We start from the raw sequence: 15,640 nt of genomic DNA, 5'->3' as shown, positions 1-15,640 counted from the left end.
TCACTTTAATTTTAACACAAATTTGAAAAAAAAAACAAAGGCTCAATATGAGCCTTTGTTTATTCTTTCAAAAGTTTTAAAAAGCTTATATTTTGCATTTCATTTTGATCTTTAAAAAGTAATATTGCGGTGTTTTTAAAATCCCCATCAAGCAGTGTAAAATACTCAAAGGTATTTCCAGGTTGGAAAGCTACAGCTTCTGGAGGCAAAGTTGCTATCCTATTACCATTGCTGCTATAAACCGCAATATTGGAGTTTTCACGGTGAGGCGAAAAAGATAAATCTTGGCCAAGTATGTGGAACCAAACATTTTGTTCACTGTCTATACCGTATCCGCATGTGTGAAAGTCATAATCTTGGTACTCCACCCAATATGTTGAATACCACATAATTGCCGGAGTAGCTGAGGTAGTTTCTTTAGTTTTTGGATCATATATTGTGTAGAAGATACTTTTGCTTGTGCTAAGAACAACATTTTCATATATAACTTCAAAAAAGTTCCATATTTTTCCTGAATTTTCCAAGAGAATGTCACTCCCAGTTGGATATGCCCAATCTGGTATGGGTATGTTTATAGTTGAACTTGCAAGGGTGTTGGTTGTTAAATTTGCTTTGTAAAGGACAAGATTTTTATCTTTGTAAGATGTTATATACAAATAATCTTGACTTTTGAGGATACTGTTGGATATTGCTTCGCTTTCTTCTCTTTTAAAAAAGGCGACTATTCTAGGAATAACATCTATTGATATTAGTGAATAATAATTATACGTATACGATTGTAGGATATATACGTTATTTTCGTAAAAGTAGGCATCTAACGTCAAATATATTTCTATATTGTCTTTTGGGGTGGGGATATTATAGCAATTTATATTATATGCATTTTCTGAAATTTTTATTACACAATATTTTTTTTCGTTGTAAAAACTTAAAAGTACAGTGTTTTGGTTGTAAAAGATGTCAAATAAATATTTGTACGGGGATGTTAGATTACATGCTGAAAGTAAATCTACGTTATGCCATCCATTAGAATTATAATAGGAAAATGTGAGGTATTTTCCTTGAATTGTGATAGTAGTATATATAAACCAAGGATTCCCATTTACAGCGCCAAGTGCAAGAATATTTGAGTCTGACGTATAGGGGATATTTCTAAGATTAGTTAAAGTTGATTCACTTGGTGTGCTCTTTAAGAGGTACTCATAAAGAAGTAGTTTTTTTTCATCTTCATCTTTTAATGAAATGAATAACTTTTTTGAATCGTTATCTAAAGATGCTTTTTGATAAGTATAATTAAATCCTAATTTCTGATTAAAAATCTCTGAAATTTTATACGAAGGATTTTCATAAGAAGCTGGCGTGTTTTGTATTTTTGTACATGAGACCATGAATATTGTTAATACAAAAAGTAAAAAAATAATAAACCTCTTCATAATATTCCCCCCTTTGGTAATGTTTATGAGAAGTTTATTATTTTAAATCCTTTTGATTATATATTTTTATGATGCGAAAAGGTAATAAGGGAATTTCTCTGAAATATTTTGTTTTTTATAAAAAAAAGACCCAGTAGGGTCTTTTATACATTCTATTTTTTTATCCTATATTATATTATACCATATTTTAAAAATTTGTCAATAAAATCACTTAAAAACAATATAACAATTATAGTTATTACCATTATAACATAAATAATATGTTCTGTTAAGTTAGAATTAGATTAAAGAGTTTATATGGAGGAGGGGTTTCATGAAAATTTATTGGGAATTTTTAAAGACAAAGAGATTTGAATTTATCTTACTTCTTATTTTTTCAAGTATTTTAAGTTTCTTTGAAGGATTGATTCAACCATTAATGGTAAAGTGGTTATTTGATGAGGCTGTATTAAAGCTTAATTTTCAAAAATTTGTACTTTTAAGTGTGGTATATCTTGCACTTGGTCTGATATTTGTACTATTGTTTTATATAAATAATCTTTGGAAAAAAAGGTATGAAAATAAAGTAGTATTAAATCTTGAATCTGAACTTTTAAAAAAGACTTTTAATTATGATTTAAAAGAATTTACCAAAAAAGGTGCGGGTTATTTTATAAATTCCATTCACAAAGATGTTAATGAAGGTGTTGTTCCAATGATTAGGATGACAATAAATATAGTTTCAATGATTGTATCAGAAGTGGCATTATTACTTGCGATGTTTTTTATTTCCTGGAGAGCTTCATTGGTGTTGTTTATTATTATTCCTCCGTTAATGTATTTAGCGAATGTTGTAAGTCAAAAAGTTAGGAAAAAAACAGCACTTGAAAGGGAAAAAGAAGGAATTTATACAAGTTTTCTAACAAGTGTTCTTAAATCATTCAAAGTTATGAGAACTTTTAGTTTTATATTTGACATTGCAACATTAAAGCATAGGAGAACTTTAGAAGAGTTATTTAACTATTTCCTTAAGTACTATTCGCAATTTTGGTTTAATTTTAGTTATTTCGGTTTTTATAACGTAATTAAAAGAATGAATTCAAAATCCTCTCCAGTCTCCCCCTCACCCTTTTGTCGTCTTCACACCAGTATGCTAAAAGCGTCGGTTGTATCTCCAACCGGTACTTCTTCGCAAAACCCCTCACTACCTCAGACCCATTCACCCTCATTCCAAACCTTATCCCATCGTACCTGCCGTAATTTCTCATAAACCTGTCCAGTAACTTCCTGTCGTACTCGTCAAGTTCTATGTATCTCCGGATAAATTCCCCCAGCTTCTTTACTCCCATCCTGTCCACCGCTTTTCTCACCGCTGTTTTCCGTCCTTCCACATAAGGGTGCGCTTCCACCATGTCCACCACGAATTCCATAGTTTTGTATCTTCTTGCCATATACTTCCCAAATTCCTCAACATTCTCAAGAAGTTTGTAAGATTTTTTGAGTTTGTCCTTTCTTGAAAGGTAGAACTTCTCTCTCTCAACCTGTGCTATGTACGTCGATATGAAAAGCCGTTTTCTTTCAGAAAGTGTAAGCTGTTTTAACTCCTCCAGTGCTTTTTCAAACCGCTCTTCTACCTTCAGCTTTATCCGTTCGTTATATACAGGATATGGAACTTCTAAATTTTCTACTTCCTTCCCTTCTATTATTTTTTTCAACGTGTTGCCTCTGATCCTCTTCGTCTTCCCGGTTATTATCTCCGATATCCTCCCAGCCGATATCTTCTCTCCCCTGCACAACCCTACGATTTTGCGTATGAATCTCCTTAAATCTTTTGTGTTTGCGTAGATTGACACGTTGAATTTTGGGATGTATCTCTCCACTTCTTTCAAAAGTTTTTCGTATTTCTTTGAAACTCCTAACGAACGTATAACCTTTGATGTTCTGTAAATGGAAAACGTGTTGATCTTTTTTTCAATCACGAACAGGGTATCGAGGGCACCGAACAAATTGCCTGATGTCTCACGATAGTATCCAAGCCAGTATACCGCTTTTTGTGAAATGGAATAAGCCCAGAGTGGGTGGATGTTTTTTATATCCCACGCAAGATCGTTGAGAGAACTAACGACACCAGATGGGTGTGGGATAGTTTTGGATAGTTTATATGCTTGGATGTAATGATGCACCGCATGAGGTACATCATTTTTAGCTACACTATTCCGCGCTTTTCCAAGATAGTAAAATACAAAGGCAGAAGAAGTCTTGTTACTTCCCCAAATTCTCGGTTCAGATACTGACTTTTTTTCATATCTAGCTTTGACATTTATGAGTAACATTTCTATCTCTTCCCGTACCTTTCCGCTTACCTTGTTTAAATTTGATTTTAAACATCTATAGAGTTGCGGGTCAAATTCTCCAAGCTTGGACTTGCACGATAGTTTCCTCGCAAGAAGGAAAAATCTCATACTTTCGCTATTACAAAATCTAATAGCTTTGTTTACATACTGAATTGCTTGGCTGTACTTTCCTTCCCACGTATACAGCAGCGATACAGCGGAATATTTTACAGCTTTAGGTAATTTCATGTTGATCATTTGAACTATAAATGGCCTTGCAAATGCTCCGTATTCGAAAACAGGTATGAACATATCAGGTGTTTTTTTCATGTTTTCAAATCCCTTGTTTCTGTTATACATTGAAAATCTACATCTTAAAAAATCATACAAATTTACGTTCTAGAACCCGCATGAAAAAAGAATTTCGAAACGCATAAATTTGAAAAATCACATGGAACATGTTATCCTCTCAACAGGGGTGAGAATATGAGAAAGATTGTAGGACTTGTATTAATACTGATGCTCCTTTTTTTATCAGTAATTACATTTGGTGACAAGACAGATTCAGATAGCCAAACCGAAAGCACACCACCCGTTGTATCTCAGAGTGTTGATGAGTGATTTATTTTATTTTACCACACAGGTGACGGTACACATAGCCAAAACCCTGTGATTGAGCAGTATGTGGATGGGTAGGTGTTATCTTGCAGCTTCCCGCCGGCGGGAAATAAGAGGAAAGGAGGGGAAGAGGATGAAGAAACTTAACAGCTCCAAAAAGAATCAGCAAGTACTGGGTTGTGGGTGCGGATTAGGTAGTTGTGGAAAAAGTGAAATATTGTAGGTAGTTTTAAGAAAACGATCCCCCCAAGCTAAGCTTGGGTGGAGTCTGAAGGAGGGATTTAATGGAAAAGTCATGGACGGTTATCCGTAAAGACATCTTTGCGGTGTGAAAAAAACTTAGGGAACTATCGAAGTTTCTGACAATATTTGAGAGTGCCAATAATGAAAATGCTATTTTATTCAATAAAAGAAGCCTTTCAATGTTTTTATTAAATTCAGAACATCTCAAGTTTTATAAGTTGATAATTTCTTCAGACAGTGAGGAGAAATTCTTTAAATCGGTAAGGAACTTTTCAAAAAAGCTTCTTGTGAACCTTATAGAAGATTTTTATGAATTAATCCAGGACTTTGAACAGAACTCTGAAAGCAGCGAGAAAATACAAGTTTTTCCCAATACTTTGTTGAGACGATTAAATTTACTGATTTCACAAACCTGTAATTTAGGATGTGTGTATTGCTATGGAGCTAAGGGAAGCTATGACAAAGAATCATTAATGACTGAAAAAATTGCTGCAAAGACCTTAGAAGTATTCACAAAATTATATATTGGAATACAAGATGTGAATTTCTTTGGTGGGGAGCCCCTCCTTAATTTGCGTTTAATTGAATATGTTTTGAAGTGGTTTAGTACTCGTTTGGGAGAACAACCGTCCTACGTAATAGTAACAAGCCTGGCGGTACCTCCGCGGGTAGTCGAAGAGCTAACAGGTTTAATTTCAAGATATAAAGAGTGCAATATTGTAGTAACTGTAAGCATAGACGGCCCCCCAGAAATTCATAATTTAACTAGACCCTTCAAAAATGGTTATTCTTCTTTTAACTTGATTGATGAAAATATCAAAAAGTTGAGGTATATAAATCAACCTAAAGCATTTGAAGTGACATATACCAAATTACATCAAGATCTTAATGTAAAGCCCGAAGATATCATTGATTTTTTAGTAAAGAGATACCATTTAACTCATGAAAGGATTTTCATCGTTCCTGTAGTGTCAACAGATCCAAAAATAGCTGTACAAGACACGTGTTTATCAAGTTTTGGCATTTGGAATCGATTGTTTAAACTTCGAAAGTGTGATCCTTATATAAAAGAACAAATCCAACAAATTTTTGATAGGATTACTAACTCGAAGCCAAATACTTATTTCTGTGATGCAGGAATTTCCAATTTTACAGTCACTGCAAGCGGTGAAATTTATCCTTGCCAAATGTTAGTTGGAAAGGACGGTTTTAAAATTGGAACGGTATACGAGAATATCGGAACATTGAAGGAAAAGATGAGACATAAACATTTTGAATACGCAAGGATTTTTTCGAAGCATTACAAAGAATGTGAAGATTGTTTTATGGAATATTTGTGTTCTCAATGCACCGCGGGAAACTACATCTCAACAGGACAATGGATAAGTTTTGATGAATGTGTGCAAAAACGTAATTTTGTCACGCAGGTTCTGAGGTCCTATCTGGACAGGATTTAAAAGCGAAGTAAGGAGGATGGTACAATGACAGATGATACGCTTTCTGTTCTAAAGTACTCCGGAAAGTACATTCGTTACCAGCTGCCGCTTTTTTTGATATCTCCTTTTATACTTCTCTTTAGTGCTGTAAGGCCTTTTCTAATAAGGTTTTTGATCGATGACATCGTTGGAAAGAGCAGATTTGAATTTCTTGGAATTTACATCGCTGCTCTTATTGGCGTGACTTTTATTGAACATTTGTTTACTTTGATCGGAAATTACATGTACTACAAAACGGCTAACCGAGTGGTTGTTGATGAACAAAATGCCCTTTTCGAAAAGCTACTTAAAGTCCCAATGTGGAAGCATACCTATCTTAACACGGGAGATTTGATGTCAAGGGTTTTAAACGATGTTCCAGAAATGGCAGAAGTTTTGGGAATAGCTATAGCTGTTATATTCTCAAATGTCTTTACTTTGTTCCTTGTAAGTGGTGTACTTATTTATTTCTGCTGGAAGCTCGCACTTGTCACTTTCATTATGCTTCCTGTATATTACTTCTCCTTGAAAGCATTCAACAGGAAAATCAGAGAAACAGCGAAAAAAGAAAGGGAGAAGTATGCAAAGCTCACGGAAAGTTTTCGTGAGAAGATAGAAGGTATATGGGCGATCAAGGGTCTTAACAAAATAAGCTTTTTTAAGGATCTTTTTTCAAAAAATGTGAACGAATGGTTCAAAGCTAAAAACAGGTACAGCTTTTTCTCGCGGTGCGATGAAGAAGTAGTTGGATTCATAGCCAGTTTGACACCAGCTTTGGTGCTTGGTTTTGGAGGGTATTTAATAATGAAGGGGCAATTGACACTCGGAACTTTGATAGGTTTTTACTCATACGTTGGATGGTTGTACTCACCAGTTAGAGTCTTAAGTCAGTATTACGTTTCTTTGCAGCGTGCTGGTCAAATTCTAAGACGGATAGACGATATCTATAAACTCCCAGAGGAGAATGAAAAATCTGGAGAGGTGCTTTTAGGAAGCGATGTAAAAACCGTTGCTTATGAAAATGTCTCTTTCTCCTACAACAATTCACCGGTTTTGAAGGATATAAACTTTATCATTCGTGGAAGAGAAAGAGTAGCCATAGTGGGAACGAGTGGAAGCGGAAAGAGCACAATATTGAACCTTTTACCGAAGTTCTACGAAGTTTCATCAGGGAGAGTGTTGGTAAACGATAAAAACATAAAGGAATATGTTTTGGAGAACCTTAGGAAAAATGTGATTATCGTTAGACAGAACGATTTCCTGTTCAACATGAGCATTAGGGAAAATATCATTCTGGATGACGAGTTCAGTGAAGAAGAATTTAAAGAAGCTGTGAAGATAGCGTGCGTGGATAAATTTGTGAATGAACTTGAAAATGGCTACGAAACTCTGGTAGGCGAGCGAGGTACGAAACTTTCGGATGGTCAAAGACAAAGAGTAGCAATAGGGAGGGCCGTTATAAGAAAACCGAAGGTGCTAATACTTGATGAAGCCACATCAGGTGTTGATTCAAAAACGGAAGAGGAGATATTCAAAAATCTTCTTGAACTGAATACAACCTTGATAATCGTTTCGCATAGGCTATCAACTATAAAGAAGGCGAATAAGATTTTTGTTGTGGATAACGGAGAAATTATTTGCGAGGGAGATCACGATGAGTTGCTTAAAAACTGCATGGAATATAGGCAGATAATTCAAGGGCAACTTATTGAGCAAATTGAAACCGCAAGGCAGTAATTATGAAGTCGTTTCTTACCTTCTTCGCTAAAGTACGGGAAAAATTTTGAGAGGCTATTTAATTCAATACTATACTTGCTGGTTTTAAATATTTCTGATTAACAGAACCCCCATAATCAAGGAGGGAAAGTTATGAAAAACACCCGAGTATTTATGGAATATTTTCAAAGAAATCTGGAAAGATTGAGGACGAATTTTATTCTTTTTCCCGTCGTTAAACAAAACAGAGCGATATTATTTCATATACCTACACTAAGTATTTATGAGATAGATGAAAATTACAAAAATTTTTTCGAATTTCTACTAAATACATCTGCCGAAAAATTTAAAACTATGTTTACAGAGTACATAAGCAAAGATAAAGAGAATTACAAAATAATCAAAGATATATTTACAACCATAAAGGAAGTAGAAAAAATGGCAGAAAAAATCAAAGATATAAGTGCTCAAAGACTATCCCAGTTGACCTTATTGGTTTCCCAACGCTGTACTATGGATTGTTTATATTGTTACGCAAAGGGAGGGACATACGGGCAAAACCATCTGATGAACGCGGAAGTTGTAAAAAAGTCAATATTAGTTTTTTACAAACTATACGATTCTATAGAAAAGATAAAGTTCTTCGGCGGAGAACCACTTCTAAATATCAGAGGAATTTTAAGCGCCATTTACCTTCTGAGAGAACTGCATCAAAAAGGTTTTATCAAAAAATTCCCTGTTATAGAAGTGGTCACAGGGCTTGGCGTTGAAGAAGAGATTATAGGTTGCTTAATCAAGATGGTCATGGAGAATACGGGTTTTAACTTTGAAATACTTGTGAGTATGGATGGACCGGAAGATATACAAAATTTGCTACGTCCAATGAAAGGTGGTAAGCCTTCGTTTGAGATCGTGGATAAAAATTTACGGATGTTGCGTAAAATAAATCAGCCAAAAATGATTGGTGTAACATTCACAAAAAAGCATTTAGAAATGGGGTTCACAGAAGAAGTCTTGATAGAGTTCTTTCACATGAATTATGGGATAGATACCGTGAAAATCGAACCGGTGATTACCGATAAACCTGAACTCGAAGTTCCTAAAAATTACATTAATGATGATATTTACGAGGTATTTACGAAAATAAGTAAAGGCAATATAAAAGTTTTAAATGACCCGGAGGATATTAGGATAAGGATTCGGACAATAGTCAATAAGATTATATCATCTTTCCCGAAAAAATATTTTTGCGATGCTGGTATTACAAGTTTTGCTGTAACAGCCATTGGGGATGTTTATCCATGTTACATAGTTGCAGGGAATGGTCAATACCTTATTACAAACGTAAATGAACCAGTGGAAACCATAAGGCAAAAACTTAAAGAAACCATCAAAAACTATCGTAAATTATCTGATAAAGATCAACATGGGAAGTGTAAAAAATGTTATTTAAGGTACTTTTGCAATGCTTGTACTTTTGAAACAATAATAAAAGATAAAGAAAAATATTTTGCAGATTGTAAGAAAAGGAGGGATATAGTCAGAATAGTGTTTGAAAATGAACTATGGAGAAAAATATAGATATACAATTAATTCGCCTGCTGAAGAGTTGAAAATGAATTAGCGATGAGTCTTATTTGGCTATTGCATTCGCTAAATTTGGCCTAATTTAGCGAACAGATTTGCTAAATAAGGACTTATATGGTAAATTATTTAAATTATTTAACGGGGTGATTGCATGGACAAACTCCTTGAAAAAAATGTTGATCCGATTCGTGTGCTGTACCTTCCCTGCGACATGATTAAAGACAACGAGGAACTGGCTAATGTACTGATTTTTTACAAGAAGTCATTTGATTTTAAAAAGAAAAATTCTTTCATTTTTCTTGATGAGACAACAACCGTACCTGAATGGCAAAGAGCGATTAAATTCCTTGTGGATTCTGGAATTGTAAGCGACGATCTGGTCGTTCTCACAGGATCGTCAGCCAAATCAATTGAAATGAGACACAAAATAGAAATGATAATATTGAGGCATCTTTTTAAAAAGCGGGAGATTTCCATGTTTGGGTTGGATTTGGTAAAAGGTCCATACTTTTGGTATTCCGATAAAGGTAAAGAAATAGATTTTGTGGTAGATACAAAAACCGCTCTGCTTCCGCTGGAAGTTAAGTATCAAAACACCGTAAGTCCCGGTGATTACGTGGGAATGAAAAAAGTCTTCGGTAGTGGGATTGTGATAACAAAGAATACGATATTTAAAGATGAAGATGTAATTGGTATTCCCGCATGGCTGTTTGTAAGCTTGGTTAAATAGAAGCGATAGATTTCAAAATCCTCTCCAGTCTCCCTCTCACCCTTTTGTCGTCTTCACACCAGTATGCCAAAAGCGTCGGTTGTATCTCCAACCGGTACTTCTTCGCAAAACCCCTCACTACCTCAGACCCATTCACCCTCATTCCAAACCTTATCCCATCGTACCTGCCGTAATTTCTCATAAACCTGTCCAGTAACTTCCTGTCGTACTCGTCAAGTTCTATGTATCTCCGGATAAATTCCCCCAGCTTCTTTACTCCCATCCTGTCCACCGCTTTCCTCACCGCTGTTTTCCGTCCTTCCACATAAGGGTGCGCTTCCACCATGTCCACCACGAATTCCATAGTTTTGTATCTTCTTGCCATATACTTCCCAAATTCCTCAACATTCTCAAGAAGTTTGTAAGATTTTTTGAGTTTGTCCTTTCTTGAAAGGTAGAACTTCTCTCTCTCAACCTGTGCTATGTACGTCGATATGAAAAGCCGTTTTCTTTCAGAAAGTGTAAGCTGTTTTAACTCCTCCAGTGCTTTTTCAAACCGCTCTTCTACCTTCAGCTTTATCCGTTCGTTATATACAGGATATGGAACTTCTAAATTTTCTACTTCTTTCCCTTCTATTATTTTTTTCAACGTGTTGCCTCTGATCCTCTTCGTCTTCCCGGTTATTATCTCCGATATCCTCCCAGCCGATATCTTCTCTCCCCTGCACAACCCTACGATTTTGCGTATGAATCTCCTTAAATCTTTTGTGTTTGCGTAGATTGACACGTTGAATTTTGGGATGTATCTCTCCGCTTCTTTCAAAAGTTTTTCGTATTTCTTTGAAACTCCTAACGAACGTATAACCTTTGATGTTCTGTAAATGGAAAACGTGTTGATCTTTTTTTCAATCACGAACAGGGTATCGAGGGCACCGAACAAATTGCCTGATGTCTCACGATAGTATCCAAGCCAGTATACCGCTTTTTGTGAAATGGAATAAGCCCAGAGTGGGTGGATGTTTTTTATATCCCACGCAAGATCGTTGAGATGTAAATGGTAAAATACAAATGGCCAAGAAGAGGAAAATAAAAATGAACAAAATTGTACATAAATGGTATCCTTCCAAAGGAAGGAGGGATACCAGAGATGGAAAAAGTCAAACAACATTTGGAAGTGTTAAGGGGGATGGATTTGAGGCCGAACTTTTCTGAATTAGGCAGGATATATGGGATAGACAGAAGGACAGTAAAGAAATATTGGGAAGGATATTAGGGGAAGCCTAAAAAAAAAGAGACATGTCAACAATTATGTGTCAGAGTTAAAATATCTAATATCAAACATTTAAGTAATCTCATATAAAGAAGCTCTAATCAAAGGGATAGGATTTTTCCATTTACCACGAGATTTCAAACGTTCATAAGAAAGAAGGATATTTATTTCAGCAATTTCGACAGATTGAAAGAACCCACCGGTGCGTATTCTTCTATTTTCAATCATGCTATTAAAGCTTTCCACATATCGAAAATAAGAAAGTTTTATTACTAACATTGTATAAGACTTGAAAAATGGTTTTCATTTTCTTGATTTTCATACCTCAAAAATAGTTTTTATTTTTTTGCTATTAAATTTGACTTTTAGGATTTTAAAAATTTTTGATAAGATAACGATCAAATCTTTCTCCAAACTCCCGATATTTCTATGTATTTTTATAATATATTTTTTAGTATATGAACTACAAAACTATACGTATAATTAATTAAAAACTTTATTGATTAAGGGGGGAACATGGAATTTTTAAACGAACCAGTTGTAAACGATAAAGTATATCTTTCCTTTTGTGATGGAGAAAGAAGACTTTGTGGAGATGTTAAAAATTGCGACGGTTGTGCAAACAAAGATGAATGTTCACCAAATGTTTGGTGTAACGAAGGCTGTAAAAAAAGACATTGGTGGAATTGGTTATTTCCTTGGCTTTATGAGTAAGATAATTGAACAATAAACTTTAAATCATAAAACTTTAATACGTAAATATACATTATTCGTTAATATATTTTAAATAAATTAGAAATATTTTAAAATAAAAAGCATTTTGCAAATAATTATGGTTAAAAAAAAAAAAAAAAAAACTTATAATTGAAATTTTTCGAGGTTGTTATATTTTAATGTGATTTATATAATAAATTGTAGAAGTGGAATAAATTAATAAGGAAGAGTGAAAATATGGAGTTCAAACTTATAAATCATTTTGGAAAATATCTTCTTTTTCTGTCAGACGATACATACAACCAGAATCCTGTGAGCGAACAGAGTGCTTATGGAGAGTGTGAAATTTACTACCGAAAAAGTTGACGAATGTTAAATTTTAATAAACATATTATTTTATAATTAACAAGAAATCAAAATAATTATAACATAAAATTGTAATATAAATATATTCTATTATTTGTTATATAATTCACAAATATGTTGGTAGAAGGTAAGTTTTTAAAAATCCATAAAAGAAATAAATAAACTAAATTTTTGAAGTTAAAAAATAATAATTATTTTAAGTTTTCCTGCGGCCGGCTGCAAAATAATAAATGGAAAAAGGGGGAGAATACTATGGAGATATTAAGATTACAACAACTAGAAGTAACTGTTAAAGACACTTCTACGCAACTAGCAGGTAGTTGGACAAGTAGTTGGAGTGGTTGTTGCAATTCTTCTTCTTCAAAAGTTACTGATTAACATTTTATGTAATAAATATAACAGGTTAGGACAAAAAGTCCTAACCTGTCTTTGATAATTTATTTTTTGCTGTTTGGATAATGAGGAAAGTAAGCTTTGTGGGGTGTGAATAATGAGAGAATTAAGGTGGGTTGATAGATATTTATATGTTCTTGAGAAATCATTATTCTATGTTCCTTTTGGATCAAATGAAAATAAATTAGAATGCGATTATTCAAAAATATTACCTGAAAAGTATAAAATGATGCTATCGAAGGATAATTTTTGGTATTTTTTGTATTTGAATGAATTTCCGGAGCAAGGCTGGAAAATACACATAAGTGCAAAATTAAATAATGCAGAGAGGATTTTAAGAATTGTAAGCGAGTATTTAATTAAAAACAAAATATCGTTTAAATTTGCGAAAAGCAAAAAGGTATTGTATGTACTTAACTCTAAACAATTTCCCAGGGGAAGTTCTGGGAAATTTATTACTATATATCCAAGGGATGAAAAAATTTTTGAAAAGGTGCTTGAGGATTTGCATGACAAATTATATTTTGAGGAAGGACCATATATTTTAAGTGATAGAAGATACAAAGATGAAGGTATTTTGTATTATAGATATGGGGGATTAAAAAAACATTTTATGATAGATATAACTGGGAGAAAAATTCCGATCATTTTTGCACCAAATGGTCAAAAATTGAAGATAAGAGACTTCCTTATTATAGAACACCATATTGGGTAAAAGATCTTATTTTTTCAAAAAAGAAAAAGATTTTAAAAGAATTAATATTGAAAAAAAGATATAGAATACTTGAGGCAGTACATTTTTCAAACAGTGGGGGAGTTTATAAAGCATTTGACGAATTAAAAAGATGTTTAGTAATTATAAAAGAAGCAAGGCCATTTACTAACCAAAGCTTTGACGAAAAAGTCCATTCAGTAGATCTTTTAGAAAAAGAATGGAAAATTTTAAAATATTTAGAGCGATTTAATTTTACACCAAAACCTGTTGATTTTTTTAAAGAATGGGAACATTATTTTTTAGTTGAAGAATTTGTTAATGGATATGATATTAGAGAATTAATATTTAGAAAATATAATCCTAGTATAAATCCGTTTGCTACAAAAAGAGATTCAGAAAAGTTTTTAAAGATGTTTTTTAAAATTTTTAGAAGTTTTCTTGAAGTAGTACAAGTTTTACATGATAAAGGGATATTATTAGGTGATATATCAGCAAGAAATATTTTATTTAAGAAGAATACATACAAAGCTATTTTAATTGATTTAGAAGGAGCAGTTAGAAAATATATTGATACCACAGTTTTAACTACTCCTGGTTTTAGTAAATATGATATAAATTCTAATCGTGCATATAGTTTAAGCGACGAATTGTACAGTATTGGATCAATAATGTTTTATTATATATATCCAATAACTGTGTTTTCAGTTCTAAGAGATGATATATTCAAAAAGGTCTACAAAGAAATTGTAGATGATATTGGTTGGCCCAAGGAGATATATTATTTCATATGTGACCTACAGGAATCTAAAATTTCTCTAGATGATGCTTTGAATTTTTTTGAGAATAATAGACATACAATACGTGAAAAAGTAAGTCAACCATTTAAAATGGTTAATGATTTAGAGGAAAAAAATGATAAAAATAAATTATTTGATGATATTACAAAAAAATACAAAATTAAAGATGTGTTAGATGGTTTAACTAATTTTTTGTACGATGTTGCCAATCTTTCAACTCAAACGCTTTTCCCATGTGATCCAATAGTTTATTCAACTAATGAAATTTCTTTTGGTTTTGGAGCAGGTGGTATATTATATTCAATTAGTAAGTATAAAAATGATATACCGAAAAGGTTTAAAAACTGGTTTTTAAATAAAGTTAAAAACATTGATTTTGAATTATTTCCACCAGGATTTCTTACGGGTCTTTCTGGAATTGTTTTCGTTTTACTTGAATTAGGAGAAATTGAACTTGCAAATTGGTTAATGGAAAGATGTAATAAACATCAGATGTTATACGAAGATTATTCTTTGTATTATGGAGCAAGCGGTGTTGGGCTTACTAATTTAAAAATGTATAGGTTAACAAAGGAAGAAAAATATTTATCTGAGGCATTGAAAATTTATAAATGGTTAATAAAACATGCAAAATACGATAAATTTGGAAAAATATTTTGGGAAAATAGTTTTAGTAAGAAAAATACCTTTTACGGGCTTGGATATGGTGCTGCAGGAATTTCTTTGTTTTTACTAAGGTTGTATGAAGTAGTAAAAGATCCCAAAATAAAAAAAATCGGAGAAAAAGCTATTAACGATGAGATTTTAAGATCAAGTGTTGTTTTTGAAGGCTTGAGAAGCTTTTATAACGGAAAAAATTACGAGCCATATTTAGAAGTAGGAACTTCCGGCGTTTTAAAAGTAGCTCTTAGGTATGATATAAAAAACAAGATATTCGAAGAGCTCCTAAATGATCTTAGAAGAAAGTATTTTGTTTTACCTGGATATTTGTTTGGTACAACTGGTATTATTGACACCTTAATTGACATAGTAATTTATTATGAAAGAAAAGACATTTTAAAAGTTTTAGAACAGCAAATTGAAGGGTTGATAAATATGCATATTTTCAATCCGAAAAGCGTTTGCAGTTTTAAAGATGAAAGAATAAAACAAGAAAAAGTTTTGGCAGTTTTGGGCGAAGGTGGTATAAGAATAACGTGTGACTTTGGCACAGGAATTGCTGGTGTTTTGAGGACTTTAAATAGGTTATTAAAAGGCAAGGAAGATGAGTTGCTATTAGATTAAGTTTCTGG

The 15,640-nt window shown here is 33.0% G+C and carries 13 protein-coding genes; 11 read left to right on the top strand and 2 right to left on the bottom strand.

The window, feature by feature from the left end; genetic code table 11:
• Positions 1–59: 59 nt before the first annotated feature.
• Positions 60–1,433, bottom strand: a complete 1,374-nt coding sequence (locus Y592_RS03405) for a hypothetical protein (protein WP_075665645.1) — start codon at positions 1,431–1,433, stop codon at positions 60–62.
• Positions 1,434–1,746: 313 nt separating this feature from the next.
• On the opposite strand from Y592_RS03405, the gene Y592_RS03400 reads away from it, so the two are divergent.
• From Y592_RS03400 to Y592_RS03380, 6 genes are all read left to right on the top strand, one after another.
• Positions 1,747–2,682 (top strand): ABC transporter transmembrane domain-containing protein, encoded by a 936-nt coding sequence (locus Y592_RS03400; protein ID WP_088368859.1) that lies wholly within the window; start codon positions 1,747–1,749, stop codon positions 2,680–2,682.
• Positions 2,683–4,231: 1,549 nt separating this feature from the next.
• Complete coding sequence (locus tag Y592_RS09295; RefSeq protein WP_255362951.1) at positions 4,232–4,366, top strand: hypothetical protein; 135 nt, start codon at positions 4,232–4,234, stop codon at positions 4,364–4,366.
• 419 nt (positions 4,367–4,785) lie between these two features.
• Entirely contained in the window at positions 4,786–6,063 is a 1,278-nt protein-coding gene (locus Y592_RS03395; protein WP_077287234.1) for a radical SAM/SPASM domain-containing protein, read from the top strand.
• Positions 6,064–6,087: 24 nt separating this feature from the next.
• Positions 6,088–7,818, top strand: coding sequence for an ABC transporter ATP-binding protein (locus Y592_RS03390; protein WP_077287232.1), 1,731 nt, complete (start codon positions 6,088–6,090; stop codon positions 7,816–7,818).
• A gap of 132 nt (positions 7,819–7,950) precedes the next feature.
• On the top strand, positions 7,951–9,378 hold the full coding sequence (locus Y592_RS03385) for a radical SAM/SPASM domain-containing protein (RefSeq protein ID WP_077287230.1): 1,428 nt from the start codon (positions 7,951–7,953) through the stop codon (positions 9,376–9,378).
• Positions 9,379–9,535: 157 nt separating this feature from the next.
• A complete protein-coding gene (locus tag Y592_RS03380; protein ID WP_077287228.1) occupies positions 9,536–10,114 on the top strand; it encodes an AAA family ATPase in 579 nt (192 codons plus the stop codon).
• On the opposite strand, the gene Y592_RS03375 is transcribed toward Y592_RS03380, so the two are convergent.
• The gene (locus Y592_RS03375; RefSeq protein WP_088368858.1) at positions 10,107–11,006 is read right to left on the bottom strand and encodes a hypothetical protein; all 900 of its coding nucleotides are present in this window, start codon (positions 11,004–11,006) and stop codon (positions 10,107–10,109) included. The two genes, Y592_RS03380 and Y592_RS03375, sit on opposite strands and share 8 nt — an antisense overlap.
• Positions 11,007–11,240: 234 nt before the next feature.
• On the opposite strand from Y592_RS03375, the gene Y592_RS09225 reads away from it, so the two are divergent.
• From Y592_RS09225 to Y592_RS03360, 5 genes are all read left to right on the top strand, one after another.
• Positions 11,241–11,366: a hypothetical protein gene (locus tag Y592_RS09225; protein ID WP_369799920.1), complete on the top strand. Its 126-nt coding sequence runs from the start codon at positions 11,241–11,243 to the stop codon at positions 11,364–11,366.
• Between the two features lie 513 nt (positions 11,367–11,879).
• A complete protein-coding gene (locus tag Y592_RS03370; protein ID WP_075665643.1) occupies positions 11,880–12,077 on the top strand; it encodes a hypothetical protein in 198 nt (65 codons plus the stop codon).
• 618 nt (positions 12,078–12,695) lie between these two features.
• A complete protein-coding gene (locus Y592_RS09185) occupies positions 12,696–12,821 on the top strand; it encodes a class III lanthipeptide (RefSeq protein WP_198022714.1) in 126 nt (41 codons plus the stop codon).
• 112 nt (positions 12,822–12,933) lie between these two features.
• Entirely contained in the window at positions 12,934–13,551 is a 618-nt protein-coding gene (locus Y592_RS03365) for a class III lanthionine synthetase LanKC N-terminal domain-containing protein (RefSeq protein ID WP_088368857.1), read from the top strand.
• Between the two features lie 47 nt (positions 13,552–13,598).
• Positions 13,599–15,632, top strand: coding sequence for a lanthionine synthetase LanC family protein (locus Y592_RS03360; protein WP_088368856.1), 2,034 nt, complete (start codon positions 13,599–13,601; stop codon positions 15,630–15,632).
• Positions 15,633–15,640: the final 8 nt, after the last annotated feature.

The organism is Thermosipho sp. 1070 (assembly GCF_001682135.1).
GTDB lineage: Bacteria > Thermotogota > Thermotogae > Thermotogales > Fervidobacteriaceae > Thermosipho > Thermosipho affectus.
This window is presented reverse-complemented; position numbering and strand designations above follow the sequence as displayed.

What these genes read in the sequence shown, in the direction of transcription:
- Y592_RS03385 (WP_077287230.1), top strand. Translation starts at nt 7,951, where the DNA reads ATGAAAAACACCCGAGTATTTATGGAATATTTTCAAAGAAATCTGGAA.
- Y592_RS03395 (WP_077287234.1), top strand. Translation starts at nt 4,786, where the DNA reads ATGTTTTTATTAAATTCAGAACATCTCAAGTTTTATAAGTTGATAATT.
- Y592_RS03380 (WP_077287228.1), top strand. Translation starts at nt 9,536, where the DNA reads ATGGACAAACTCCTTGAAAAAAATGTTGATCCGATTCGTGTGCTGTAC.
- Y592_RS03405 (WP_075665645.1), bottom strand. Translation starts at nt 1,433, where the DNA reads ATGAAGAGGTTTATTATTTTTTTACTTTTTGTATTAACAATATTCATG.
- Y592_RS09225 (WP_369799920.1), top strand. Translation starts at nt 11,241, where the DNA reads ATGGAAAAAGTCAAACAACATTTGGAAGTGTTAAGGGGGATGGATTTG.
- Y592_RS09295 (WP_255362951.1), top strand. Translation starts at nt 4,232, where the DNA reads ATGAGAAAGATTGTAGGACTTGTATTAATACTGATGCTCCTTTTTTTA.
- Y592_RS09185 (WP_198022714.1), top strand. Translation starts at nt 12,696, where the DNA reads ATGGAGATATTAAGATTACAACAACTAGAAGTAACTGTTAAAGACACT.
- Y592_RS03370 (WP_075665643.1), top strand. Translation starts at nt 11,880, where the DNA reads ATGGAATTTTTAAACGAACCAGTTGTAAACGATAAAGTATATCTTTCC.
- Y592_RS03400 (WP_088368859.1), top strand. Translation starts at nt 1,747, where the DNA reads ATGAAAATTTATTGGGAATTTTTAAAGACAAAGAGATTTGAATTTATC.
- Y592_RS03390 (WP_077287232.1), top strand. Translation starts at nt 6,088, where the DNA reads ATGACAGATGATACGCTTTCTGTTCTAAAGTACTCCGGAAAGTACATT.
- Y592_RS03365 (WP_088368857.1), top strand. Translation starts at nt 12,934, where the DNA reads ATGAGAGAATTAAGGTGGGTTGATAGATATTTATATGTTCTTGAGAAA.